The organism is Rheinheimera mangrovi (assembly GCF_003990335.1).
GTDB lineage: Bacteria > Pseudomonadota > Gammaproteobacteria > Enterobacterales > Alteromonadaceae > Pararheinheimera > Pararheinheimera mangrovi.
Genome location: NZ_CP034683.1, coordinates 749,830 through 773,420, shown reverse-complemented (window position 1 = coordinate 773,420; position 23,591 = coordinate 749,830). Strand labels below are relative to the sequence as shown.

The following is a 23,591-nucleotide window of genomic DNA, read 5'->3' as shown; positions in this document are numbered from 1 at the left end:
AAACCTTCATTAAGGTAAGGCGGATTGCCTTCGAAGGTTATGGGGCTGTTGAGTGATGAATTCAACAGCTTCCCCAGACTTAGTTCAGACGCTTTAACCTGAGCAGATCCCTGACCACTTCATAGCCAGGGAAACAGGCGGTGATCAACAGGCCATTAGTAAAGACTTTTTCCAGCTGTACAACTGTAAACAGGCTATTCAGCTCGGCTGGACCGGCCTGTAACAAAGGACCATTAAAAGCCAGCAGCACTAAAAACACTGTAAATGCAGCATTGACTAAAAGATTGCTCAGCAGCAGACGGCGGCTCCAGATGCGCTGCTGTAACTGCCATAGGCTCAGCAGTACAGACAGCACTATGGTAATCATCCCATTTTTAATGGACGCTTAAAGTAGAAGCCTGTGTTACTAAGTTGTCCTTGTACTTCGGTGGTATGCCACCCAAAGCTTTGTTTGGCCGTTCATTGTTATAAAACCACAGCCATTCTGTCGCATAGTCCTGAACTTCGGCAATACTGCTGAATAAATATTGGTTTAGCCAGTCGTAGCGAACTGTACGGTTATATCGCTCCACATAGGCATTTTGCTGCGGATTGCCTGGCTGAATATACTTCAGGGCCACTCCGTTTGATTCTGCCCAGTTTTTGAGGACAGAACCAATGTATTCAGGGCCGTTGTCGCTACGGATTTCCTTGGGTTTGCCTCGCCACTCAATGACTTGATTGAGCACTCTGACTACCCGTTCTGCCGGTAGCGAGAAGTCGACCTCAATGGCTAAGCCTTCCCGGTTAAAATCATCAATGATATTCAGCAGCCGGAAACTGCGGCCATCCTCGAGCTGGTCATGCATAAAATCCATCGACCAGCATTGGTTCTTCATCTCTGGCACCGCCAGCGGTTCAGGCTTTTCACGGGTGAGCCGTTTCTTGGGTTTTATCCTTAAGCTCAGCTCCAGCTCGCGGTAAATCCGCAGCACACGTTTATGGTTCCAGCCAAAGCGTTTCACATTACGCAGGTAATAGAAACACATGCCAAAGCCCCAACTCCGGTAAGTGGAGGTTAAGCGCAGCAGCCAGTCCGCAATTTCCGCGTTCTCATCCCTCAGACGGGCCTGATAGCGGTAGCAGGTTTCACTGATGCTAAACACCGCACAGGCCAATGTGACAGAAATGGATTTCTCGCGCACCGCCTTTTGCGCCAATTCCCGTCGGCGCGACGGCTTTACCACTTTTTTTCGATGGCCTCTTTGAGGATTTCGGCTTTGAGCCGTTCTTCGGCGTACATCTTTTTCAGCCGGGCATTTTCCGCCTCCAGCTCTTTAAGCCGGGCCATCATGGATGCATCCATGCCGCCAAATTTGGCGCGCCATTTGTAAAAGGTGGCCGAACTCATACCGTGCTCACGGCAGAGTTCGGGAACCGGAGCTCCAGCTTCCGCTTGTTTTAAAATTGCCAGGATTTGGCTGTCACTAAATTTTGATGTTTTCATGCAGAATCTCCTGCGTTTATATTACGAGAAAATTCTACTTTTAGCGTCAGTTAATTTAAGGGATGATTACCCAACGACCTCTCATTATCGTTAGCTTAATGACAAAGTTGAGCGGATTTACCAGCTCCAATGACAGAGTTGAGTGAATTTTTAAACGACGCCGAGTGTACATTTGAAGCTAAGTCTCTGAAAAATATAAACCTCAAATTCCAAAGTTGAGTGGTCCCTACACATTGTAAATAAAGAATTTTCAATCTGTGACTAGCGAAAAATAGCAGACAAAGAACAGCAAAAAGCAGAAGTTGAAAAGAAAAAAACAGTGGAACAGACTTTAGCAATTCTCTGCCAAAGTCTGTTTTTATAAGAGTTATGCCTCCAGATACATCTGGCGTAACTGTTGTAGTTTGCTCTGATCCAGCCCCAGTTTTTGCTGTAAATAGGCATCGACTGAGCCGTAATCTTTTTCCAGTTGATCAAACATGGCACGGATCAAAGCCGGATCTGTGCCCATCATTACCTGGATCACTTCTGGTTTCATCGACTGCATAAACTGATTATGTGGCGAGTCTTTTTTATCCCCTGCTTTGGCGCGTTTTTGCATTTCCCGCAAACCAAAGTTGTAGACCTTTTCCGACATAGCATAGTCGTCCACCACCAGTTGGCGAGGTACATTCAATGCCGACAAAATCAACGCCGACGCCATGCCTGTTCTGTCTTTCCCTGCAGAACAGTTCACCGCCAGCGGCGCTTTACCTGCCAGTAACTGTTCAAACATTTGTTTAAACTGCTCAGCAAAACGTTCAGGCCCTTGCCGGTAAAAACCAGAAAACACTTCGATGGCTTGCTCTCTGGAATTGATTTTGCCAAAAGCATGCATATTGCTGCCTGCCATCATCTCCTGCATTGAATAATCACGCATCAGCATTTGTGCTTCAGGTGCGAAGTTTTTGTATAGAGTAGGTTCAGTAGCCAGCTCTTCACGGGCACGAAAATCACAAAAAGTACGAATGTTCAAAGCACTCAGGTACTGATAATCGGCAGAAGTTAAATCTGTCATGGTGCCACTGCGAAACAACTTGCCCCACACCACTGTACCGCCACTCTGGCTTGGATAACCGCCCAAATCACGGAAATTCACCCCACCCTGCAGCGGTAATATCCGCTCAGCCACCCAATGTCCAGGTTGATCTTTTGGTTTTACATAGACATAAGGCCGGCTTTGGGTAGGCTGCTGGATCAGGTAACTATTTCCTTTTACATCAGACGCAATCTTTTTCATCACTTTTGTATCCGCTTTATCTGCTACAAAAATATCCACAACAGCAGCCTCTGCAGTCCAGTGCACCAGCAAAGCATCAGGTAACAACGCCTGAGTCTGGCGCACCAGGTAAACAGCAGGCGCAGACTGTTGCACTACTGACGGGGTGGTCGCTGCCGACAGGGGCAGAGCACAAGTAAATAATTGGCTCATCACCAATAGAGTAGCTAAAGCAGTTTTTTGTATATGTTTCATTGTCATTTGTCCTTATCTGTTAAAAGTTAGCCCGTACGCCCATCAGGAAACGGCGGCCATAACCTTCCACTTCCACTGGCTTGTTTTCGCTGCCCTGGAATCGTACGCCCAGTTCATCCGTCATATTGTTCAGGTCGGCATACACCGAAAAGGTGTCGTTCAGTTGGTAACGTACCGACAAATCCAGCCGCTCGCTGTCTTGCCAATACAGATCGCCACTGGAATCCGGCGAAATATCATCCAGCCATTGATCGCGCCATTGCCAGTTCAACCGTACAGACCAGCCATGGTTTTCATAAAATAACGAGGAGTTAATCACACGATCCGAGGTGCCGGGTAAAGCCACAGTGCGGCCGTCCGGTGTGGTAAATTCACTATCCAAAAAGGCCATATTAAATTGCAGACCAAAACCACGAATAGATTCGGGCAGGAAATCCCATTGTTGGATATAACTGAATTCCAGCCCTGTCAGCTTGCCGTTATCACCGTTTAATGTGGTGTTATAGTCATAACCAGAGCGGTCAAAACCCGGCGTATCAAAACGGTTGTCGCCCACTTCGGTGACCGAATCAAACAACACATTGTCCACTTTGCGCTGGAAGAAATTCACCGCAGCCAAAGCAGCATCAGCGAAATACCATTCCAATGAAGAATCCACCCCGACAGCGGTTTCGGCTTTTAGGTTCGGGTTACCACCTGATACCGCGTTATCTGTGTCATTAACTGAAGCACCTGAACGCAGCTGACTAAAATAAGGCCGGCTGGATCCTGTCACACCAGACAAACGGAACTTTAAATCTTCAGTCAGATCCACATTCCAATGCAGGCTGGGGAATAAATCGGTATTAGTTTGAGCTACATCCAATGGCGTAGCGCCGTCACTTTGTTTTAAATAGCCCTGGCTCAAAATATCGACCCGCTCTGCCCGCACACCCAGCAGGATCTGATGTTGATCCCAGGTCCAGGTATTCATCGCATACAAACTGGTGATTTCTTCCGTCACTTCGTACCAATTTTCAATAGCACTGAAACTGGCAGGGTCAATTAAACCTGCACCGATCAGAGCCGCCACTGCTGTATCGATTTGGCCACGAGCCGCGGCATTGTCAAAGTAGTTGGCGGTAAAGCCATAGTTTTGGTCCGAGTCCCACTGCTTATCGGTATTAAAAGCATCGGGAGTGAACTCAATACCGGCGGCTCCTGCCAGAGGACCCAGCATAATAAAAGGGCTGCTCATACCGGGCGAAGTGGCTTTGCGATCGTCGTACTGCGCCCCCAGTTGTAAGCGGGCGTCAGCGCCTGCCGATTGCCAGTTGTATGCGGCATCCGTTTTTAAGGTAAAAGCTTGTGTTTCCGCCTCTCCTTTGTAGTTAATCAGGCCATCAAAACCAAAGCCGGACTGATTCAGCACTGATGTTGCTTCACCGCGGGACAAACTGCCATCGGCGTTCGCGATGGTGCTGTACAACTGCACCTGAGGAATCAATGGGTTAGATAAGTCATAACTTAAGGAATGGAACTGGCGCGGGTCTGTCTGGCTACGTCTTAAAATCGGTAAGTCGGTTAAACTTTCTGTTTCGGTGTAATTTAAATCCCAGGCTAGCTCCCAGTCTGCCAACTCGTGCTGACCGGTCAGGGTATTTACAAAAGTAGAGTTCTCATACTGACCATCCTGAAACATGGCCGTAACAGGCACTGCGGTCAGTTCGCCACTTTGTCCACCTCTAGTGCCACGGCCTTTGCTTAAATCCAGTTGAAACTGGTTACGCAGCTCGTGATCAACAAACTCGGTGTATAAACTGGTCAGCGCAAATTTATGTTCTGGCTGCGGCGCAAATTCAAATTTAATGATGGCCGAGTTGGTTTCGCGCTCCAACTGATAACTACGAAAATCAAACAAAGTGGGGGTGCCACTACTATCATAAGAACGCTCGTTATTATCTGTGACTTGTTCCATCTTAAAACCGGACAAAGCGCCCATAACCCCAACTTCGCCATCAGACCAGGATAAACGGCCAGAGTAGCGTTGCTGATCGCCAGCACCTAATTCCAGCTGACCCAGACCTAAATCGATATCAGTATGAAATCCTGGCTTGGATAAAGGCGAGTAGGTTTTAATGTCCACCCGACCAGCCAAAGCTTCGGATGGCATATCAGGTGTCAGAGTTTTGGACACATCAACGGCACTCATCACAGCGGCAGGCACAGAGTCAAAACGGAACACCCGCTCTTCAGCCCCTAACACGTTGACGCCATCAAAAGACACTGCAGTCCAGCGCGCCGGAGCACCCCGCACCTGAATATAACGTTCCTGTCCCTGATCCCGCTGCACCGCCACAGCTGGTAAACGTGATAAAGCAGCGGCTGCCGTTTGATCCGGAAAACGGCCAATATCATCTGCTGCTATCACGTTCACCACATTGGTGGCTTCACGCTGCAACATAATGGATTCTTCCTGACTGTCGCGGATAGGGCTGGCTGTGACAGAAATACGTTCGATGCTTTTTTCTGCCGCTGTATTTGCTGCGGCATCGGCCAAAACTGCTGTTGAGGTGAACGCGCAACAACAAAGCGCAAGTACACTTAGTTTAAAAGGCAGACCGGAGCAATTCCCCTGTGCCGCCATTAATTCTGAGGTTTTCATTTTTATCCCTTCACACAATCTGACTGGCTGTTGATGGCCCCTGTATCTGAGGCAAGTTCAAGGTAGGTTTGGGTAATGAAAGATTTATGAATTAGATAACTACAGGCATTTCAGAGATGTCTCTGTCCGGTTCAGATGGGTTACTTTGCGCTAAAAGCAACAATTCCGGAGCTGTCATCAAACGGTAACTAAAGCGGCCGGTTCTTACACTTTTTTGACTGTCGAATAAATAAGGCTGAGCCAGTTCGGCACCAAGAACAGACACCAGTTCGTCTCTGATTTTGCTGCGGTTTTGATCCAGAGTTTTTGCTTTTAAGCCTTGCTCCTGTAAATCCTGAATGGCTTTTTTATGGCCCTGCCACTGCTCCATCAGCACAATAATGTCTTGTGCCAACAGTTGATCAGGCTTATTGCTGGCCGGATTTAACACCCAGCCTTCAGCCGTTTTCAGGCGTTGGCTTGCATACCAGTAGTAATACAACAACGGAGTGCGGGGTAATTCAATCTGTATCCCATGCACCACAATGCAGGAGTCTGACAACTGAAACTCTAATACGGCAGGCGCTTTGGCAATCTGAAAAGCTTTAGCGCAATCTGTCGGATAGATCTGCCAGCCAAGCTTCAGCCACTGTAAATCACAGTGCGGATCCCAATGTTCTGAACGACACAACGCCAGCGCCATCGCATCGGCAAAGCTAAAGCGCTGTTCCAATAACTGGTTTAAAAACAGCAAGCGCTGTTCAACGACAACGCCTTGCAGTGGCACAGTCAGCGCTAAAGCTTCAGCAATATCAGCACCTGATTGCACAGCTTTAGCGATAAATTTTTCACGCTGCATACTCACAGGAGCTGGCACGAACCAAAGCAACCCCACCAAAAGCAACATAACCAAAGTGGCAATCACAGCAATACCAGCGCTATTTACTGTACATTGCAGCTCAACACTGGCAAAACGCTGATGAGTGCCTGAGAGCCACTGCATAGCCTGACTGTCCTTTGGGGCTGCACCTTCGCCAATCTGGCTGAGAGTTGCACTGCAATGACTGATCAAAAGCGACGCAGGCTGAATGGGGATCAAGGCTAAATCGGCATTCAGCTGTTCCAGCAGATAAGGTACCGCCTTTTGCTGAAAACCATGATGATCTTCCAGTGCTTTATTCACCACCTCAGGCAGCTGATGTTTCAGCTCAGTTCCCAGCTTTTGCAAAGCCGTCAAATAGGCCAGAGCCACAAGTAGCAGCAGGCCAAGCCACAGACCTCCCGCCAGCAACCAATATGAGCTTGGCATCTTAAACTTCACAATGTAAGTCCACTTTGCTGGGTTTTAACATCTCATCCAGAGCCAGTAAGCTCTGCTGCAGCAGACAGCTTTTATCCTCGAGACTTTTATGCAAAAACCAGCTGCCGCCATTGCTATAACCGGGGATCAGCAGCCGCTGTTCTGGCAATACTTTGCTGCCTGACAGCGTATAAAGCAGCTCGTCTTTTGGCTGTTGTACCACTTGTTGGTTTTGGTCCAGCAGTACACTGGAATAGATAGTGATTTCACCTCGCTCAAAAGCAGCCAACAAGGTTGTCCAGTCATCATACTGCCGATAATCGATATCGGCCAACGTCAGGCCTTCCCGCTGCAACAAAGCCACAGGTAACTGAAAACCGCTGTAACTATTCACATCAGTGAGAAAACCAAAACGCTGCTGAGTTAAAAAAGCTTTATTCAACTGAAAAGACGGGCTTTTACTAACGAAATACACCGGATACTTAGGGAAAATAAGAATTTCGCTGTAATAGGCATGCAAGTTATGCAAAGCGCCGGCTAACACCTCACGTCTGGACCACAACAGCTGATACTGGCCTGAAATCAGCGCATCGGCTGTCAGTTCAGTACGTTTGGGCCAGCTGACTTTCACGCGGCCAAAGTGTGCAGCCAGCTCAGTTTTATCGCACAGTTGTTTACCCAGGCTAAAAGAGTTCACCGGAGAGCCTACGACTGACAACACTGGCCCTTCTGCTGCAGAATCAATCCGGCATTCCATACTGTTGTAGTCAGTTAATTGCAATCTGGGGGTTGGCCACAAGGCCAAAATAAGCAGACAGCAGAGTAAGACCAGAGCCACAAGGGCCAGTCCCAGATGGTACTGCCTGTTTGTCAGGTAAAATCTCACTGGTTGTTCTCCATGCTTTGGCAAAAGAGTAGCCAGCAGCTGTGACAACTGTATGACAATCAGATGACTAGGGATTAATTCGCCAGCACCAGCTGCTATTGCTCAACCTCAAGTTTCAAGCTAGGGTAATCTTCTTTATCTGTTTGAAGAATAATTAAAAATGTTTGAAGCGCTAACCCAGATTGGTTTACCCATAGCACTGATACTGATCATGACTGGCGTTGGCATGACGCTGCGGCCAGCTAATTTCACTGAAGTGGCCCGTCAGCCCAAAGCATTTTTTGTCGGAGCTTTAGCCCAGTTACTCCTATTGCCTGTTACCGCTTTGCTGGTGATTTATCTGTTTGATCTGCAAGCTGAACTGGCTGTGGGTTTGTTTATTCTGGCTTTGTGCCCTGGTGGCACTACCTCTAATCTTTATAGTTATTTGTGTAAAGCTGATGTGGGTTTGTCGGTCTCTTTAACTGCTCTGGTTGGTTTTATCACGCCATTTTCGTTGCCGCTGCTGGCGGCATGGTCGATAGAACACTTCCTTGGTGAAAACACCTCATTCCAATTACCGCTGGTAAAAACCTGGCTAACCTTGATGATTGTCAGTGTGTTACCTGTATTACTGGGCATGTGGTTTAACTTTAAATGGCCTGAACGCTCAGCTCGTATTCACCCCTTTATCAGCCGCTTTTCGGTGATTGTATTGGTGTTGCTGATCATCAGCATAGCGACCGATCTGGGCTCGGATCTTTGGCTATTTTTAGAAAAAACCGGACCAGCCACTTTAGCTTTAAATCTGCTAACTATGGTTGCAGGTTATTGGTTAGGTCGGTTTTTACTACAGCAGGAAAAACAAGCCAGAACCATTTGCCTTGAAGTTGGCCTGCAAAATGGCACGCTGGCTTTGATGATCACCACAGGTATTTTACAAAACACCGCTATGTCGATAGCCCCCAGCGTTTATAGCTTGTTGATGTTTATGACGGCTAGTTTGTTTACCGTGTGGGTGTTACGCAAGCACCGAAGCCAAAGCATTCTGCCAGCCACTTAGCAAATGCTGGCGTTTTTCCGCGGACATCTGTGGTAAAAACTCTTGGGCTTCAGCGCAAAACGCCACATCTGCCAGGCTTTCAAACCAGCCCAGCGCTACTCCGGCCAGTACCGAAGCGCCATATGCTGAAGCTTCGTTTTGACTGGGTTTAAGCACTGGCACATTCAGCACATCAGCCAGATGCTGACATAACCAGTTGTTCGCCACCATGCCACCATCAATTTTCAGTTGCTCTGCCTTGGCGCCGTCAGCCAGCATGGCGGCCAATAAATCTGCCGTTTGATAGACCACAGCTTCCAGGGAGGCTCGGGCAAGATGTGCTTTGCCCGTACCCAGTGTCATACCGACCAAAGCAGCCCGAGCTTCAGGTTGCCAGTGTGGAGCCCCTAAACCGGTAAAAGCCGGTACTAAATAGACACCACCGTTGTCCGGCAAACTTTGCGCCAAAGCCTCAGTGTCACTGGCTTGTTGAATAACACCCAGCTGATCCCGCAGCCATTTCACTGCAGCACCAGCGACAAAAATGGCGCCTTCCAGCGCATAACAAGTTTGGCCTTGTACAGTAAAAGCCACAGTGGTCAGTAATCTGTGTTTGGAAAATAACGGGCTGCAGCCGGTATTTAATAAGGCAAAACAGCCTGTACCGTAGGTGCTTTTTAACGAACCTGCACTAATACAACCCTGACCTAAAGCCGCAGCTTGTTGATCGCCCACCAGCGCCAGCACAGGCAAAGCCAAACCAAATAAGCGGGTATCACACAAACCATAATTATCAGCGCTTTGTCTGACCTGCGGCAGTATTTGCTCCGGCACATCAAACAACTGCAGCAATTCTTGATCCCAATTTAAGCTTTGAATATTCAGCAATAAAGTACGGCTGGCGTTGGTGGTGTCTGTGGCATGCACTTGCCCCGATGTGAGACGCCAGAGTAAAAAACTATCGATGGTGCCAAAGGCGAGTTCGTTATCGGCCAGCGCCTGCTGCACCTCGGTATTGTGGCGCAGTAACCACTGAATTTTGCTGGCGGAAAAATAAGGGTCCAGCAGCAAACCGGTTTTTTGCTGCACCCAATCTTCATGACCCTGCTCTTTCAGCTCTTGGCAATAATCCGCTGTACGCCTGTCCTGCCAGACAATAGCAGGGGAGAGCACTTTGTCTTTGGCCTTATGCCAAAGCACAGTAGTTTCGCGCTGATTGCTGATGCTCACACCCAGGACTTCAATGCCCAGCTGCACAGCCTGCGCCAATACCTGCCGACACACCTTGAGCACAGAGAGCCAAATCAGCTCTGGATCTTGTTCCACCCAACCCTGCGCCGGATAAACACAATCCAGCTCCTGCTGCGCTACAGCCAATACCTTGCCATCGCGGTTAAATAACAAAGCCCGGCTGGAAGAGGTGCCCTGATCTATAGATAAAATGGCTTGCTGGCGCATAAATGGCTCTTGGAATTGAAAAAACACTCAATGACCTTAGCCTATCTGGGCCTGATGCAGTTGGGAAGCTAGTCTACAGATCAATAGCTACAAAATTTCCGGAAATACAGACTTAGCAATGGATAAAGTTATGTAGTGGCGATTTTACTGAGCCAAAGTTTGGCAAGGCGCCGAACTTCAGTGCCTAAAGCGAGAATCAAATCAGCGAGCTAAACAACAGAACTTAACCACTCTTATTTTGTCACAGCCATCCAGCATTCAGAAACAGAAAACCCGGCATAAGCCGGGTTTTCCTTTTAAAAACAATGACGTAACCAAGTTACATCATGCCGCCCATGCCACCCATGCCGCCCATATCTGGCATTGCAGGAGCATCTTTCTTCGGCAGTTCTGTCACCATAGCTTCGGTGGTGATCATCAGAGAACCAACAGAAGCTGCGAACTGCAGAGCAGAACGGGTTACTTTAGTTGGATCCAGGATACCCATTTCCAGCATATCGCCGTACAGGCCGGTTGCAGCGTTATAACCGTAGTTGCCTGAACCGTTTTTCACGTTGTTCACTACAACAGATGGCTCTTCACCAGCGTTATCCACGATTTGACGCAGAGGGGCTTCCATCGCACGCAGTGCGATTTTGATACCGTGGTTCTGGTCTTCGTTGATGCCACGCAGTTCAGTCAGTTTGGCAGCTACACGTACTAAAGCCACACCACCGCCAGGTACTACGCCTTCTTCAACCGCAGCACGGGTTGCGTGCAGCGCGTCTTCTACGCGGTGTTTTTTCTCTTTCATTTCGATTTCAGTGGCAGCGCCTACTTTAATCACAGCAACACCACCAGCTAACTTAGCCAGGCGCTCTTGCAGTTTTTCTTTGTCGTAGTCTGAAGTGGCGTCTTCCACTTGTTGACGGATTTGCTTCACGCGACCGTCAATAGCGTCCTGCTCACCAGCACCATCGATGATAGTGGTGTTGTCTTTGGTGATCACCACACGTTTAGCAGTACCTAAATCTTCCAGCGTCGCTTTTTCCAGTTCCATGCCGATTTCTTCAGAAATCACTACACCACCAGTTAATACAGCGATGTCTTGCAGCATAGCTTTACGACGGTCACCGAAACCTGGCGCTTTGACCGCAGACACTTTGACGATACCGCGCATATTGTTCACAACCAGAGTGGCTAAAGCTTCGCCTTCTAAATCTTCAGCGATGATTAAAAGTGGTTTGCCAGACTTGGCCACGCCTTCTAATACCGGCAGTAATTCACGGATGTTGCTGATTTTTTTATCTACAGTCAGGATGAACGGGTTGTCCAGTTCAACCTGGCCAGCTTCCGGGTTGTTGATGAAGTACGGAGACAGGTAACCACGGTCAAACTGCATACCTTCAACCACAGCCAGCTCGTTGGCTAAGCCCTGGCCTTCTTCAACAGTGATCACGCCTTCTTTGCCTACTTTGTCCATGGCATTGGCAATGATTTGACCAATTTCATCGTCAGAGTTTGCAGAGATAGTACCAACCTGAGCTATAGCTTTGGTGTCGGCACAAGGCTGAGATAAAGCTTTTAATTCTTCAACAGCAGCGATCACGGCTTTGTCGATACCACGTTTTAAATCCATTGGATTCATACCGGCAGCAACAGCTTTTACGCCTTCGTTGATAATGTTTTGCGCTAACACAGTAGCAGTAGTAGTACCGTCACCTGCTTCGTCATTGGCTTTAGAAGCAACTTCTTTCACCATCTGTGCGCCCATGTTTTCGAACTTGTCTTCCAGCTCGATTTCTTTGGCCACAGACACACCGTCTTTGGTGATTAATGGTGCACCAAATGATTTGTCCAGAATGACGTTACGGCCTTTAGGGCCTAAAGTAACGCGCACTGCGTTTGCTAAAATGTTGACGCCTTTGAGCATCTTATTACGGGCTTCATCGCCAAAACGTACGTCTTTTGCAGCCATTTTAAAAATTCCTCTGAATACGTTAGAAAATAGAAAATTCGGTTAGATTATTCGGTGATGACGCCAAGGATGTTGTCTTCTTTGGTGATGACATATTCCTGGCCTTCAATTTTTTCAGTGCGTTCTACGTAAGCACCGAAGATCACTTTGTCGCCCACTTTGACATCTAAAGGACGAACAGTACCGTTTTCTAAAATGCGACCGTTGCCAACTGCAACCACTTCACCACGAGTAGATTTTTCAGCAGAAGCGCCAGTCAGCACAATACCACCAGCAGATTTGCTTTCAGCTTCCAAACGCTTGATGATGACGCGATCGTGTAATGGACGAATATTCATGCTTTTTTATCTCCTAAAAGCGATTTGAGTTTTAACATTGGGTGTTAAATTTGTTGTGCTTGCTATATGGGGCAATCTCCTTATGAACCCAAGGGCTATTTTTTAAAAATTTTGCGCTTTTTGGTGTTTCTGATTGTTTTTTGTGCAAACGCTGCGTTTTATGCAACAAAATTGGCTATGAGCAGGTCTTGACTGCTGTGGCTTTTAAGCAACACGAATGAGGGCATCCCTATGATGATGGAACTGATTTTATGCAATTGTCCTGATTTACAGGTGGCAGAGCGCATAACAAAGCACTTGTTGGAGCAGAAACTGGCGGCTTGTGTTAACGTTTTGCCCGCTGTGCAATCGCATTATGTCTGGCAAGGGGTGTTGGAACAAAGCACTGAAATTCCGTTGTTAATTAAAGCCAGAAAAGAAGATTTTATCGAAATTGAACAGGCTATTTGTGCTTTACACCCGTATCAGGTGCCTGAAATTATTGCCATTGCCGCACAACAAGTATTCGCCCCTTATTTACAGTGGGTTCAAGAGGTAACAAGTCGTGATTAAGAGTTTTTTATTTAGCCTGCTGCTGTGTTTGTCTTTTATAAGTCAGGCCCAAAGCACCAACGCACTGGCCGCCCTGCAGCAAGGTTCGCAGTTTCTGCCGGTAGAACAGGCTTTTGTGATGGATTTCCGCCAGCAGGAAAACAAGTTGCAGGTTAGCTTTACCATAGCGGACGGCTATTACCTGTATAAAGACAAGTTTAAGTTTGCTGGCGTTGATACCGCCTTTTCTCATCCGCAATATCCAAAAGGTGTGATGATCCACGACGAGTATTATCAAGATTCAGAAGTCTATTTCCATCAGGTGGTGCTGGATATTCCACTGAGCCAAATTGGCAAAGAAGCTATGCTCAAGCTGAGGTACCAGGGCTGTGCTGAAGCAGGTTTGTGTTACCCGGTGCAAACGCTGGAAATTCCTTTGATAGCGCCTGAAGGCGCGGCTTCAGAAAAAGCAACTACAACTAGCGCCAGCACTGCAGATACTGCAGCAGCTTTAGGTATAGTGGATAACTCTGCTGCGAATACTTCAACACCTTCTACAGCTCCTGTTTCAGAACAGCTGCAACTATTAGATAAACTACAAACCGACAGCACCCTCAAAGCTTTGTTTTTGTTTTTCCTGCTGGGTTTAGGTTTGGCCTTTACGCCTTGTGTTTTCCCTATGTATCCCATTTTAACCAGCATTATTGTAGGGCAAGGCCAGCAATTATCCGGTAAACGGGCTTTTAGTTTGTCTATGGCTTATGTGCAGGGTATGGCCATTAGCTACTCATTATTGGGTTTATTGGTCGCAAGCTTAGGTTTGCAGTTCCAGACCTACTTTCAGCACCCTATAGTCCTGGTTGCCATCAGCATTTTATTTGTCGCTTTGGCTTTGGCTATGTTTGGCGTCTTTACCTTAAGCCTGCCGGAGAAATGGCAAAACAAAGTAACTAGCTTAAGCAACAAACAACAAGGTGGCAGCATTAAAGGCGCGGCTTTGATGGGTTTGTTATCAGGTTTAGTCGCCTCTCCTTGCACTACGGCACCACTGACAGCTGCACTTTTGTATGTAGCTCAGTCTGGCGATTTAGCTTTGGGCGCTTTAACGCTCTATATCCTAAGCATGGGCATGGGTTTGCCTTTGCTGATTTTAGGCAGCACGGGCGGTAAGTTTTTACCAAAAGCCGGCGCCTGGATGGATGTAGTCAAAGCCAGTTTTGGTTTCCTGTTATTAGCAGTACCAGTCTGGTTACTCAGCCGTTTCCTGCCTGCTTATGTGGTAGTGATTGCCGCAACTTTAGTCTTGTTAATGCTGGCCGTGTATTTACACCGCTTATCGCAGCAGCTCTCTGCAGGCACCACAGGCCAAAGCGTCAGTTGGATGCTGGCTTTAGTGATAGTGCTGGGCACTACAGGTGCGAACTTATGGTATTGGTTGCCTGGCACTACTGTAGCTCCAGTAGCGGGTCAGGGTGTTGTCACTCAAAACACTGAATTTAAACTGGTAAAAACTTTAGATGAGCTGCAACAAGAAGTGAAAAAATCAGCCGATGCGGGCAAACCTGTGCTGGTCGATTTGTTCGCTGAGTGGTGTGTGGCCTGTAAAGAGTTTGAACACATCACTTTTGCCGATGGCGAAGTCAAAGGCTTAATGGCACAATTTACCTTAATTAAGGTGGATGTGACCCATGCGACCGATCAGGATCAGCAATTGTTGGATCATTTTCAGGTTTTAGGTTTGCCAACTTTGCTGTTATTTGACAAAAACGGCAGCGAATTAACGCAATCTCGCATCACTGGCTTTATGGGACCGAAAGATTTTAGTGCTCATTTAGGCCCAATACTGCAATAAAAATTTCTGCGCTACGCTCGGCAAAGTCAGACTGGCTCTGACTTTGCCTGAATTTCTCCACTTCAGTTTCAACTTCGCAAAAAAGTTCCCTTCTGCTGATAAGACCAGTATTTTGCTGCCATTTGCAACGATTTCACTATAATAAGCGGCAAATCTGCAGCGACAGCTAGACGCTGAACAAAAAAGATGCAATTGTTTTCTGTCTTCGGCAAGATAGTGAACAATAACTAAAATAACGGGAAATTCGCGCTATATGTCTACAAACTTACGTATTTTGCTGCTCAACGGCCCTAACTTAAATATGTTAGGCAAACGTGAGCCTCAAATTTATGGTGCCGCGACTTTACCGCAAATAGTGGATGGCTTAACTGCTCACGCCAAGGAACTGAATGTTACTTTGACTCATCTGCAATCCAATGCCGAATATGAGCTCATCAATGCGATTCAGCAAAGCTTAGGACAACAGGACTTTATTATTATCAACCCGGGCGCTTATACCCATACCAGCGTAGCCATTCGTGACGCACTGCTGGCCGTGGCTATCCCTTTTATTGAAGTGCATTTGTCCAATGTACATGCCCGTGAAGAATTCCGTCGTCACTCGTATTTATCCGATATCGCCAAAGGTGTGATTTGTGGTTTGGGGGCCAAAGGCTACCACTACGCACTGGAATCGGCGGTGTCGTCCTTATCAACCATTCCATCAAATTAATTAGGCAACTACGTCATGGATATCAGAAAAATTAAAAAATTGATCGAACTGCTGGAAGAGTCAGGCATTAACGAGCTTGAAATTACCGAAGGCGAAGAGTCCGTTCGTATCAGCCGCAATGGCCCGGTACAGCAATATGCGCCAATGCATTATGCTGCTGCGCCAATGCAACAAGCTCCTGCTGCAGCCCCAGCTGTTGCCGCGGCTCCTGCTGAAGCTGCCAAACCTGTCATCACAGGCCACCAGATGCGTTCTCCTATGGTAGGTTCGTTCTACCGCGCTGCGTCTCCAACTTCAAAAGCTTTTGTTGAAGTGGGCCAAAGCGTCAAAGTAGGCGACACCCTTTGTATTATCGAAGCGATGAAAATGATGAACCAGATCCAGTCTGACAAGGCCGGTGTGGTGACACAAATTCTGGTAGAAAACGGCGAGCCGGTTGAGTTTGACCAGCCATTATTTGTGATCGAATAAGTTAAAAGGCAGACTCATGCTAGAAAAAGTACTGATCGCCAACCGGGGTGAAATTGCACTGCGTATTTTACGTGCGTGTAAAGAACTCGGTATCAAAACGGTAGCTGTGCACTCCACAGTTGACCGTAATCTGAAACACGTGCTGCTGGCTGACGAGACCATTTGTATTGGTCCTGCGCCATCACCACAAAGTTACTTAAACATTCCTGCGCTAATTGCTGCAGCTGAAGTCACCAATGCCCAGGCTATTCACCCTGGTTATGGTTTCTTAGCTGAACGCGCTGACTTTGCTCAGCAAGTGGAAGAAAGTGGTCTGGTGTTTATCGGCCCACGTCCTGAGTCTATCCGTTTAATGGGTGACAAAGTTTCTGCCATTGAAGCCATGAAAAAAGCCGGTGTACCTTGTGTGCCAGGCTCTGACGGCGCTGTAGGCGACGACGATGAAGTCAACAAAGCCATAGCTAAACGTATCGGTTATCCGATTATTGTTAAAGCGGCCGGTGGCGGTGGTGGTCGTGGTATGCGTGTGGTTCGTAGCGAAGCTGAATTGGTCGAATCTATTGCGATGACCAAAAACGAAGCAGGCGCTGCTTTTGGTAATGACATGGTGTACATGGAGAAATTCCTGGAAAACCCACGTCATATCGAAATTCAGGTGTTGGCTGACGGTCAGGGCAATGCCATTCACTTAGGTGAACGTGATTGCTCTATGCAACGTCGTCACCAAAAAGTAGTGGAAGAAGCACCAGCTCCGGGTATTACTCAGGAACTGCGTGATTTTATCGGTGGTCGTTGTGTGCAGGCTTGTATCGACCTGAACTACCGTGGTGCTGGTACCTTCGAATTCCTGTTTGAAGACGGCGAGTTCTATTTCATTGAAATGAACACCCGTATTCAGGTAGAGCACCCTGTGACCGAAATGATCACTGGTGTCGACTTAATTAAAGAACAGCTGCGCATCGCCTCTGGCATGCCGCTGAGCATTAAACAGTCTGACATTGTGATCCGTGGTCATGCTGTGGAATGCCGTATCAACGCTGAAGATGCCAAGACCTTTATTCCGTCACCAGGCACCATCACCCGCTTCCACCCACCAGGTGGCAACGGTGTGCGTTGGGATTCGCATATCTATGCAGACTACACAGTGCCGCCAAACTACGATTCAATGGTCGGCAAGCTGATCACTTACGGTGAAAACCGTGATATCGCTATAGCCCGTATGCGTAACGCATTAAGCGAACTGCTGGTCGGTGGCATCAAAACCAATATCGAACTGCATAAGCTGATTATGACAGACGAGAATTTCAATAAAGGTGGAACTAACATCCACTATTTGGAACATAAACTCGGCCTGAAATAAATACCCTTCGTACTTGAAGCCGCAGCGTTGTTGACTGCGAGCCTGAACCCCACATGGGTTTGAACATGAGACGGGCGGGGACAAGCCCTGCCCCTACAAAGCCACCTTCCCGGTGGCTTTGCTTTTTGCACCACCTAAGCGCTGATTTTACGCCGCCAAACTGCTACAATCCGCGCCAAATTCCAGAAAGTGAAGAGCAACGCCATGCCATGGATCCAATTACGCGTAAACAGCACTGAGAAACAGGCCGAGCAGGTCAGCGATATGCTGATGAGCTGGGGCGCACAAGCTGTCAGTTTTGTAGACGCCAAAGACACCCCTATTTACGAACCTATGCCGGGTGAAGTCTTGTACTGGGAAAATACTGTGGTGGTGGGTCTGTTTGATGCTGAACATAAAATGGACAAAGTAGTTCGCCAGTTGGAAAAAGCTGCCATTTTCAAAAACGGTGTGCAATACAAACTGGAACAACTGGAAGACAAAGACTGGGAAAGAGAATGGATGGATAACTTCCACCCTATTCGTTTTGGCCAAAGATTATGGGTCTGCCCAAGCTGGCGCGACATTCCGGATCCAACAGCCGTCAATGTGATGCTCGACCCTGGCTTGGCTTTTGGTACCGGCACTCACCCAACTACGGCGCTTTGTATGGAATGGCTGGATGCGCAGGAATTGTCGCAAAGTTTAGTGGTCGATTTTGGTTGTGGCTCAGGCATTTTAGGTATTGCAGCATTAAAGCTAGGCGCTAAGCGTGTGGTCGGTATAGATATTGACCCTCAAGCTATTGAATCCAGTCTGGCCAACGCCACCCGTAACGGTGTAGAGCAACAAATTGAGCTGTATTTGCCGAAGGATCAACCTGCTTCATTACAAGCCGATGTAGTGGTGGCCAATATTCTGGCCGGCCCATTAGCTCAGCTTTCCGGCATTATCAGTGCTTACGTCAAACCTGGTGGCTTACTGGCGCTGTCCGGTATTCTGGAAAGTCAGGCTCAGTCGGTGATCGATGCTTACGCGGCAGAATTTGAGTTTGACCCGGTAGCAGTCAAAGAAGAATGGGTGCGCTTAACGGCGCGGAAGAAAGTTTAATACGGCCTACAGTAGCTTTAAACGCTATACAGGCGACCTGCCCGGTCGCCTGTCTCTAACAAACTCATTAGTACACCCAACGTTCTGGCAGTATTAACGCAGCTGCGATATAAGCTACCACTACAGCAACCGGAAAACAGAACGCCAGCAATACCACAACAGCGCGGACTAACCAGATGGGTTGCTCATAAAAAGCCGCAAAACCTGCGCACACACCTGAAATTTTACGTTTGGCCTTGTTCACAAACCAGGCGCTTTTGTCTCTACCTATACTCATGTTATTACTCCCCAACCTTATTAATTACCGCTTTATCCAGCATCCACATCAAACCAGCTAAAGCCCAGACCACGACTATGTTGATAATAATAAACGACATGTCCTGCTCCTCCTTAACCTGGTTAATTCATTCAGATTTCGTCTACGGCCCAGCTGCCAACTATGCCAAACCAAGCTAATACAACCATCAGTGCTGCTATTTCCATTTTGACTCTCCTAACCTTTGTTTATGTTTTTTTGCCTTTGCTGAAACTCATCAGCGCTTTGTTATTTAGACTTCGTCTGCAGCCCAGCTGCCAACAATGCCGAACCATGCTAATACAACCATCAGTGCTGCTATTTCCATTTTGACTCTCCTCAGTATTCGTTAGTGGTTTAATTCATCATCAGTTCATCTGTTGATATCTATACGTTGCAGCTGTTATGCCAACTTGAAAATAATTTATAATCCATTGTTTTATATGGATTTAATATGAAATTAAGCGATATCCCCCTATAGATTGAAATTTAACCAAAACATATAAATAGTGTTTTTAACCACTTTTTAGTTGATTTAAAAAAAGGCAAATATGACTAAATACAGCCATGCAAAGGCAGCAGAAATGCACTACAGAAGAGGTTGGAAATGGGCAGATACAAGGGATAGATAGATAGATAGATAGATAGATAGATACAAACAGGAAAGCGGAAAAGGACTTAAAAAAACAAAACCCGGTACTACTTAAAACCGGGTTGAAGAAGGAATATCGAACGGCGGTAATAACCAATGCCAGATCACAGACACCAGGCCAACACTAACTACGGGCAATAAAAACAGACCCAACAACCCTAATGTTAAGCTCAGCATCCTTAATCCACCTTAGCTACTGCAATCACTGGTTCTTTTTCAGTTTCAGCAGATTTCACTAAAGTGATTTCAAGCTCAGCTATCGCTTTTTGGCTTTGCTCCAGAATCGCAACTTTTAACTCAGCCATTTGTTGGCTCATCAATTCAGCAGCAAAGGTGCTGATAGTTTGTGTATTGACTGCAGGTAAGCTCAGTTCGTTGGCTTGTACTGATGGAGTAACAGCAAAAGCCGCAGCGGTAACAAGGACTAACGTTGCAAGTGTTTTCATGGTCGTGCTCCTTAATGAGTAGTGAAGTTCACTATGTCTATTTCAAGGTGCGTGCCATACTGGAGTTAATCTTTAAGATATTGATAAATATAGATTTAAAATAAAACACTCCTATTTATCAAAAACACACTAAAGGGTTAAAAACAAAAAAGTGGTGAAATTCACCACTTTTTTAAAGTTTGATATTCATACGACTATAGCTGTGGCACCTTTTTTAGCGCGTCCAACATGACTTGTGGACCACTGGTCGGCAGGTGACCAATTTCACTTAAATGCCGCCGCCATAAACGGGCGCCTGGTACCCCCTGAAATAACCCCAACATATGCCGTGCTATATGCCAAAAACGTGCGCCCTGCGCCATTTGCTGCTCTATATAAGGCAACATCAGTTCAACCACCTGATGTGGCGTTGGTACAGTACGGGGGTTGTTATAAATGGCGGCATCAATTTGCGCCAGCATCAATGGGTTGCTGTAAGCTTCGCGACCCACCATCACACCATCGACATGCTGTAAGTGCATTAAACAATCTTCTAGTGTTTTCACACCGCCATTAAGAGAGATATCTAACTGCGGGAAATCTTTTTTCAGCTGATACACCCGTTCGTAATCCAGTGGCGGAATTTCGCGGTTCTCTTTAGGGCTTAAACCACTTAGCCAGGCTTTTCGGGCATGAACAATAAACTGATTACAGCCAGATTCTGCAATAGTGCCGACAAAGTCTACTAAAAACTGATAGCTGTCCTGATCATCAATACCTATACGGCTTTTTACCGTGACAGGAATATCCACCACAGAGCGCATTTCTTGGATACAGGCAGCCACCAATTCAGGTTTGGCCATCAGGCAAGCGCCAAACATACCGTTTTGCACTCTGTCTGACGGGCACCCCACGTTGATATTAATAGCGTCGTAACCCCTTTCCTGACAAAGCTTAGCGCTATGCGCCATATCTTTAGGATCAGAACCACCCAACTGCACTACAACAGGATGCTCTTCTTCATTAAACGCCAGATAATCGCCCTGACCATAAATGATGGCGCCTGTGGTGACCATTTCGGTATAAAGCACAGCGTGCTCAGATAACAAGCGATGAAAATAGCGGCAATGCCTGTCCGTCCAATCCAGCATAGGGGCAATGGAGAAACGGTGATCCATAATTACAGGCTTTGAACGGGTAGTATTCGAACTGGTCATAAAACGGCTGCCATCTGGTTAATCTGCTGCTTCTACAACGCTGAATCCGGGTGATGAATACAGAGTGTAGAAAAATCGCGCGAGTATACACCAGACAGCCAAGCATTTCAGTGCAAAGGAATTACAAAACCAGCTTTGGCGTTGCTCAGGCCGCAGATTTAAGCAGTAATAAGCTATATCGCGAACTTAGCTCTAGCAAAGCTATTTTTCTTTCCCCCTTTTTTAACGGTAACTCTCCGGTGCGGACCTTATTACGCTTTAAGCGCAGCAACTGATAACCAGCCAGATAAACCAGTAGTTTTCTGCTGTATTCTTCAAACCAGGAGCCATTAAAATGATGGATACTAAAGTTTTCTTTACCTGCTTCCGGTGTGCAGAAGTAATGACTTGGATAAATCACTGCATCAGCAGAAAGCTTGTACAACTGGTCTCCGCGATAAGGTTTAAGCAAACCAAAGTCTCTGGCAAATAAATCGCTGATGAGCCCGGTATTGGGCGTTAAGTCCTCCGATCCATCTGCTTTATAAAAAGATTTTGCATCGTACGCACCAAGCAAATGTCCAATAATGGCATTAGCTGGCGCAGCTCCCATCATAGCGGTCACAGGGGCTGTTCGCCCTTTAAAATTCTCAAAACCAGTGACAAAATGGTGATGTCGGAATGGTTCCAAATCTGCGGTCAACTCTAAATCGGTATCAAAGTAAAAACCACCAAACTGATGCAAAGCATACAAACGCAGATAATCTGATACAAAAGCCCATTTTTTTGCGGCAAAAGCTTCATGAGCATAACGGTTGTTCAGGGCAGCAAGACGTTCATTATTCCATTCAATGATTTCATAATCAGGTAAAAACTTTTTCCAACTGGCAATACAGCGTAAAGCCAATTCTGTTTTTGGGGCGTGACCAACCCAGACGTAATGAATAACTTTTGGAATAACCATAGGATGCGGTTTCAACATGCAGATTTGCTCATTAGTTTATGCTTATACTCACAACTGACTGTAATTTTTTGTAACCCTTTGGTAACAATTAGAATTCAGAGGCGCGGCATGTTAGTTGCGTTCGCACAGGATAACAAGCGCTTAATTAACCATAAATTAACGTAGAATAAGAAGCCGCCGAAATACCGCTAAAATTTAGACAGGGCTTTTACAGCCTACTTACAACTTAACTTTGGTTTTGTATAAGGAATTCCCAATACAAGGGCTGGAGCAAACACACTTATGTGATAAACTGCCGCCATTGCTACCGGAGTGAGCTGCGTTATGTCGATTGAATCTTTGGTCACCAGAGCCCGCCATATTTGTGATGTCAATGGCGCGCGCTTTACCAGCATTCGTGAAAAGGTGTTCCGTTTATTGGCGGAAACTCACGGTGGTATTGGTGCCTATGAATTACTGGAACAGTTAAAAGCCAGCGAACCAGCGGCTAAACCTGCCACTATTTACCGGGCTTTGGACTTTCTGACCGAGCAGGGTTTTATTCATAAAATTGAATCGACCAATGCTTTCTTGCTCTGTCATCACTTTGAACAGCATCATCCGGCTCAGCTTTTGATCTGTGATCAGTGCGGTCATGTAGAAGAACTACATTCGTCGCCGCTGCAGCAGGAATTTGTTAAATTAGCCTCTGAAAAAGGCTTTTTAATTCAAAGACAAACTGTGGAAGCTCACGGAAGTTGCCAAAGCTGTCTGAAAAAAGCGTCAAACGATTGAATCCGCTTGACGCCTTCTGGTCACAGTGGCTATTTTAGTGACCAGAACTGAACAAATTTGTAAAGAACTTAGAAAAATTCATACCAAAACAATAAGCTAGACTTGTGTTCTATGACATAGCCACCTAATCTTGAAGTTGGCAATGCGATCAGGTCCAGACTCCGAACAGGCTAAATAAATGAATGTTGAGTATGTAAATCCGTTTCTCTCTTCGTTAGTCAATGTGTTAGGTACCATGGCAAATACTAAAATTGTGCCAGGACAGCCACGATTAAAGAAAGACGAACAGGCTCGCGGTGAAGTATCAGGTTTGATTGGTATGATAGGTCCTACCACCAAAGGGTCCTTCTCCGTCACTTTTGAAGAATCTTTAGCACTGGAAATCATGTCCAGAATGTTAGGCGAAAGACCTGACAAAATTAATGAAGAAGTCACCGATATGGTGGGTGAAATCACTAATATGGTCACTGGTGGTGCCAAACGTATTCTGGGTGAAAAAGGTCATGAGTTCAGTATGGCGACCCCTGTTGTCGTATCAGGTAAAGGCCACACCATCACTCATAAAACTACTGGTGCGAAAATTCTGATGCCTTTTGATTCAGACTTCGGCAAAGTATTTATTGAAGTCAGCTTCGACGAATAACCCGATCTGCACCAACCAAAAAAGCCGAAATTTTGAAGTCGGCTT

At 46.7% G+C, this 23,591-nt stretch carries 23 protein-coding genes; 9 read left to right on the top strand and 14 right to left on the bottom strand.

Annotated features, from left to right (window positions below; genetic code table 11):
• Nucleotides 1-79: 79 nt before the first annotated feature.
• The 6 genes from EK374_RS03670 to EK374_RS03645 form a co-directional block, all read right to left on the bottom strand.
• Nucleotides 80-367 carry a hypothetical protein gene (locus EK374_RS03670; protein WP_127020236.1) on the bottom strand — a complete coding sequence of 96 codons (288 nt, stop codon included), beginning with the start codon at nucleotides 365-367 and terminating at the stop codon, nucleotides 80-82.
• A 7-nt stretch (nucleotides 368-374) separates the two neighbouring features.
• A protein-coding gene (locus EK374_RS03665; RefSeq protein ID WP_407691850.1) for an IS3 family transposase occupies nucleotides 375-1,486 on the bottom strand; the annotation gives its coding sequence in 2 pieces (ribosomal slippage) (nucleotides 375-1,225 and nucleotides 1,225-1,486; 1,113 coding nt in all).
• Between the two features lie 367 nt (nucleotides 1,487-1,853).
• Nucleotides 1,854-2,999, bottom strand: coding sequence for a tyrosine-protein phosphatase (locus EK374_RS03660; protein WP_164731813.1), 1,146 nt, complete (start codon nucleotides 2,997-2,999; stop codon nucleotides 1,854-1,856).
• Nucleotides 3,000-3,018: 19 nt separating this feature from the next.
• Entirely contained in the window at nucleotides 3,019-5,643 is a 2,625-nt protein-coding gene (locus EK374_RS03655) for a TonB-dependent receptor (RefSeq protein ID WP_127020230.1), read from the bottom strand.
• A gap of 91 nt (nucleotides 5,644-5,734) precedes the next feature.
• Nucleotides 5,735-6,931 (bottom strand): hypothetical protein, encoded by a 1,197-nt coding sequence (locus EK374_RS03650; RefSeq protein WP_127020228.1) that lies wholly within the window; start codon nucleotides 6,929-6,931, stop codon nucleotides 5,735-5,737.
• Between the two features lies 1 nt (nucleotide 6,932).
• Nucleotides 6,933-7,808: a hypothetical protein gene (locus EK374_RS03645; protein WP_127020226.1), complete on the bottom strand. Its 876-nt coding sequence runs from the start codon at nucleotides 7,806-7,808 to the stop codon at nucleotides 6,933-6,935.
• A gap of 160 nt (nucleotides 7,809-7,968) precedes the next feature.
• Here EK374_RS03645 and EK374_RS03640 point away from each other — a divergent pair, with 160 nt between their 5' ends.
• A complete protein-coding gene (locus EK374_RS03640; protein ID WP_127020224.1) occupies nucleotides 7,969-8,850 on the top strand; it encodes a bile acid:sodium symporter family protein in 882 nt (293 codons plus the stop codon).
• On the opposite strand, the gene glpK is transcribed toward EK374_RS03640, so the two are convergent.
• The 3 genes from glpK to EK374_RS03625 all read right to left on the bottom strand — a co-directional run bounded on the left by glpK (nucleotide 8,809) and on the right by EK374_RS03625 (nucleotide 12,582).
• Entirely contained in the window at nucleotides 8,809-10,287 is a 1,479-nt protein-coding gene (glpK, locus tag EK374_RS03635; protein ID WP_127020222.1) for a glycerol kinase GlpK, read from the bottom strand. The two genes, EK374_RS03640 and glpK, sit on opposite strands and share 42 nt — an antisense overlap.
• Nucleotides 10,288-10,606: 319 nt before the next feature.
• Nucleotides 10,607-12,244 (bottom strand): chaperonin GroEL, encoded by a 1,638-nt coding sequence (groL, locus tag EK374_RS03630; protein ID WP_127020220.1) that lies wholly within the window; start codon nucleotides 12,242-12,244, stop codon nucleotides 10,607-10,609.
• Between the two features lie 47 nt (nucleotides 12,245-12,291).
• On the bottom strand, nucleotides 12,292-12,582 hold the full coding sequence (locus EK374_RS03625) for a co-chaperone GroES (RefSeq protein ID WP_053423916.1): 291 nt from the start codon (nucleotides 12,580-12,582) through the stop codon (nucleotides 12,292-12,294).
• Nucleotides 12,583-12,813: 231 nt separating this feature from the next.
• On the opposite strand from EK374_RS03625, the gene cutA reads away from it, so the two are divergent.
• The 6 genes from cutA (at nucleotide 12,814) to prmA (ending at nucleotide 18,597) form a co-directional block, all read left to right on the top strand.
• Nucleotides 12,814-13,134, top strand: a complete 321-nt coding sequence (gene cutA / locus EK374_RS03620) for a divalent-cation tolerance protein CutA (protein ID WP_206099277.1) — start codon at nucleotides 12,814-12,816, stop codon at nucleotides 13,132-13,134.
• Nucleotides 13,127-14,965 carry a protein-disulfide reductase DsbD gene (locus EK374_RS03615; RefSeq protein WP_127020218.1) on the top strand — a complete coding sequence of 613 codons (1,839 nt, stop codon included), beginning with the start codon at nucleotides 13,127-13,129 and terminating at the stop codon, nucleotides 14,963-14,965. The genes cutA and EK374_RS03615 overlap by 8 nt, the downstream gene beginning before the upstream one ends.
• Nucleotides 14,966-15,218: 253 nt before the next feature.
• Nucleotides 15,219-15,677 (top strand): type II 3-dehydroquinate dehydratase, encoded by a 459-nt coding sequence (aroQ, locus tag EK374_RS03610; protein WP_127020216.1) that lies wholly within the window; start codon nucleotides 15,219-15,221, stop codon nucleotides 15,675-15,677.
• Between the two features lie 15 nt (nucleotides 15,678-15,692).
• Complete coding sequence (gene accB, locus EK374_RS03605) at nucleotides 15,693-16,148, top strand: acetyl-CoA carboxylase biotin carboxyl carrier protein (protein ID WP_127020214.1); 456 nt, start codon at nucleotides 15,693-15,695, stop codon at nucleotides 16,146-16,148.
• A gap of 16 nt (nucleotides 16,149-16,164) precedes the next feature.
• Complete coding sequence (gene accC / locus EK374_RS03600; RefSeq protein ID WP_127020210.1) at nucleotides 16,165-17,508, top strand: acetyl-CoA carboxylase biotin carboxylase subunit; 1,344 nt, start codon at nucleotides 16,165-16,167, stop codon at nucleotides 17,506-17,508.
• 204 nt (nucleotides 17,509-17,712) lie between these two features.
• Complete coding sequence (prmA, locus tag EK374_RS03595; protein WP_127020208.1) at nucleotides 17,713-18,597, top strand: 50S ribosomal protein L11 methyltransferase; 885 nt, start codon at nucleotides 17,713-17,715, stop codon at nucleotides 18,595-18,597.
• A gap of 67 nt (nucleotides 18,598-18,664) precedes the next feature.
• On the opposite strand, the gene EK374_RS03590 is transcribed toward prmA, so the two are convergent.
• The 5 genes from EK374_RS03590 to EK374_RS03575 all read right to left on the bottom strand — a co-directional run bounded on the left by EK374_RS03590 (nucleotide 18,665) and on the right by EK374_RS03575 (nucleotide 22,147).
• Nucleotides 18,665-18,874: a PspC domain-containing protein gene (locus tag EK374_RS03590; protein WP_127020206.1), complete on the bottom strand. Its 210-nt coding sequence runs from the start codon at nucleotides 18,872-18,874 to the stop codon at nucleotides 18,665-18,667.
• A 721-nt stretch (nucleotides 18,875-19,595) separates the two neighbouring features.
• Nucleotides 19,596-19,721 carry a hypothetical protein gene (locus EK374_RS20990; protein ID WP_260394360.1) on the bottom strand — a complete coding sequence of 42 codons (126 nt, stop codon included), beginning with the start codon at nucleotides 19,719-19,721 and terminating at the stop codon, nucleotides 19,596-19,598.
• A 2-nt stretch (nucleotides 19,722-19,723) separates the two neighbouring features.
• Nucleotides 19,724-19,990 carry a hypothetical protein gene (locus tag EK374_RS03585; RefSeq protein WP_127020204.1) on the bottom strand — a complete coding sequence of 89 codons (267 nt, stop codon included), beginning with the start codon at nucleotides 19,988-19,990 and terminating at the stop codon, nucleotides 19,724-19,726.
• A 194-nt stretch (nucleotides 19,991-20,184) separates the two neighbouring features.
• A complete protein-coding gene (dusA, locus tag EK374_RS03580; protein ID WP_127020202.1) occupies nucleotides 20,185-21,186 on the bottom strand; it encodes a tRNA dihydrouridine(20/20a) synthase DusA in 1,002 nt (333 codons plus the stop codon).
• 145 nt (nucleotides 21,187-21,331) lie between these two features.
• A complete protein-coding gene (locus tag EK374_RS03575; protein WP_127020200.1) occupies nucleotides 21,332-22,147 on the bottom strand; it encodes a glycosyltransferase family 32 protein in 816 nt (271 codons plus the stop codon).
• A gap of 306 nt (nucleotides 22,148-22,453) precedes the next feature.
• Here EK374_RS03575 and EK374_RS03570 point away from each other — a divergent pair, with 306 nt between their 5' ends.
• The gene (locus EK374_RS03570) at nucleotides 22,454-22,903 is read left to right on the top strand and encodes a transcriptional repressor (protein WP_127020198.1); all 450 of its coding nucleotides are present in this window, start codon (nucleotides 22,454-22,456) and stop codon (nucleotides 22,901-22,903) included.
• A 178-nt stretch (nucleotides 22,904-23,081) separates the two neighbouring features.
• Nucleotides 23,082-23,546: a chemotaxis protein CheX gene (locus tag EK374_RS03565; protein WP_127020196.1), complete on the top strand. Its 465-nt coding sequence runs from the start codon at nucleotides 23,082-23,084 to the stop codon at nucleotides 23,544-23,546.
• The last annotated feature ends 45 nt before the right edge of the window (nucleotides 23,547-23,591 follow it).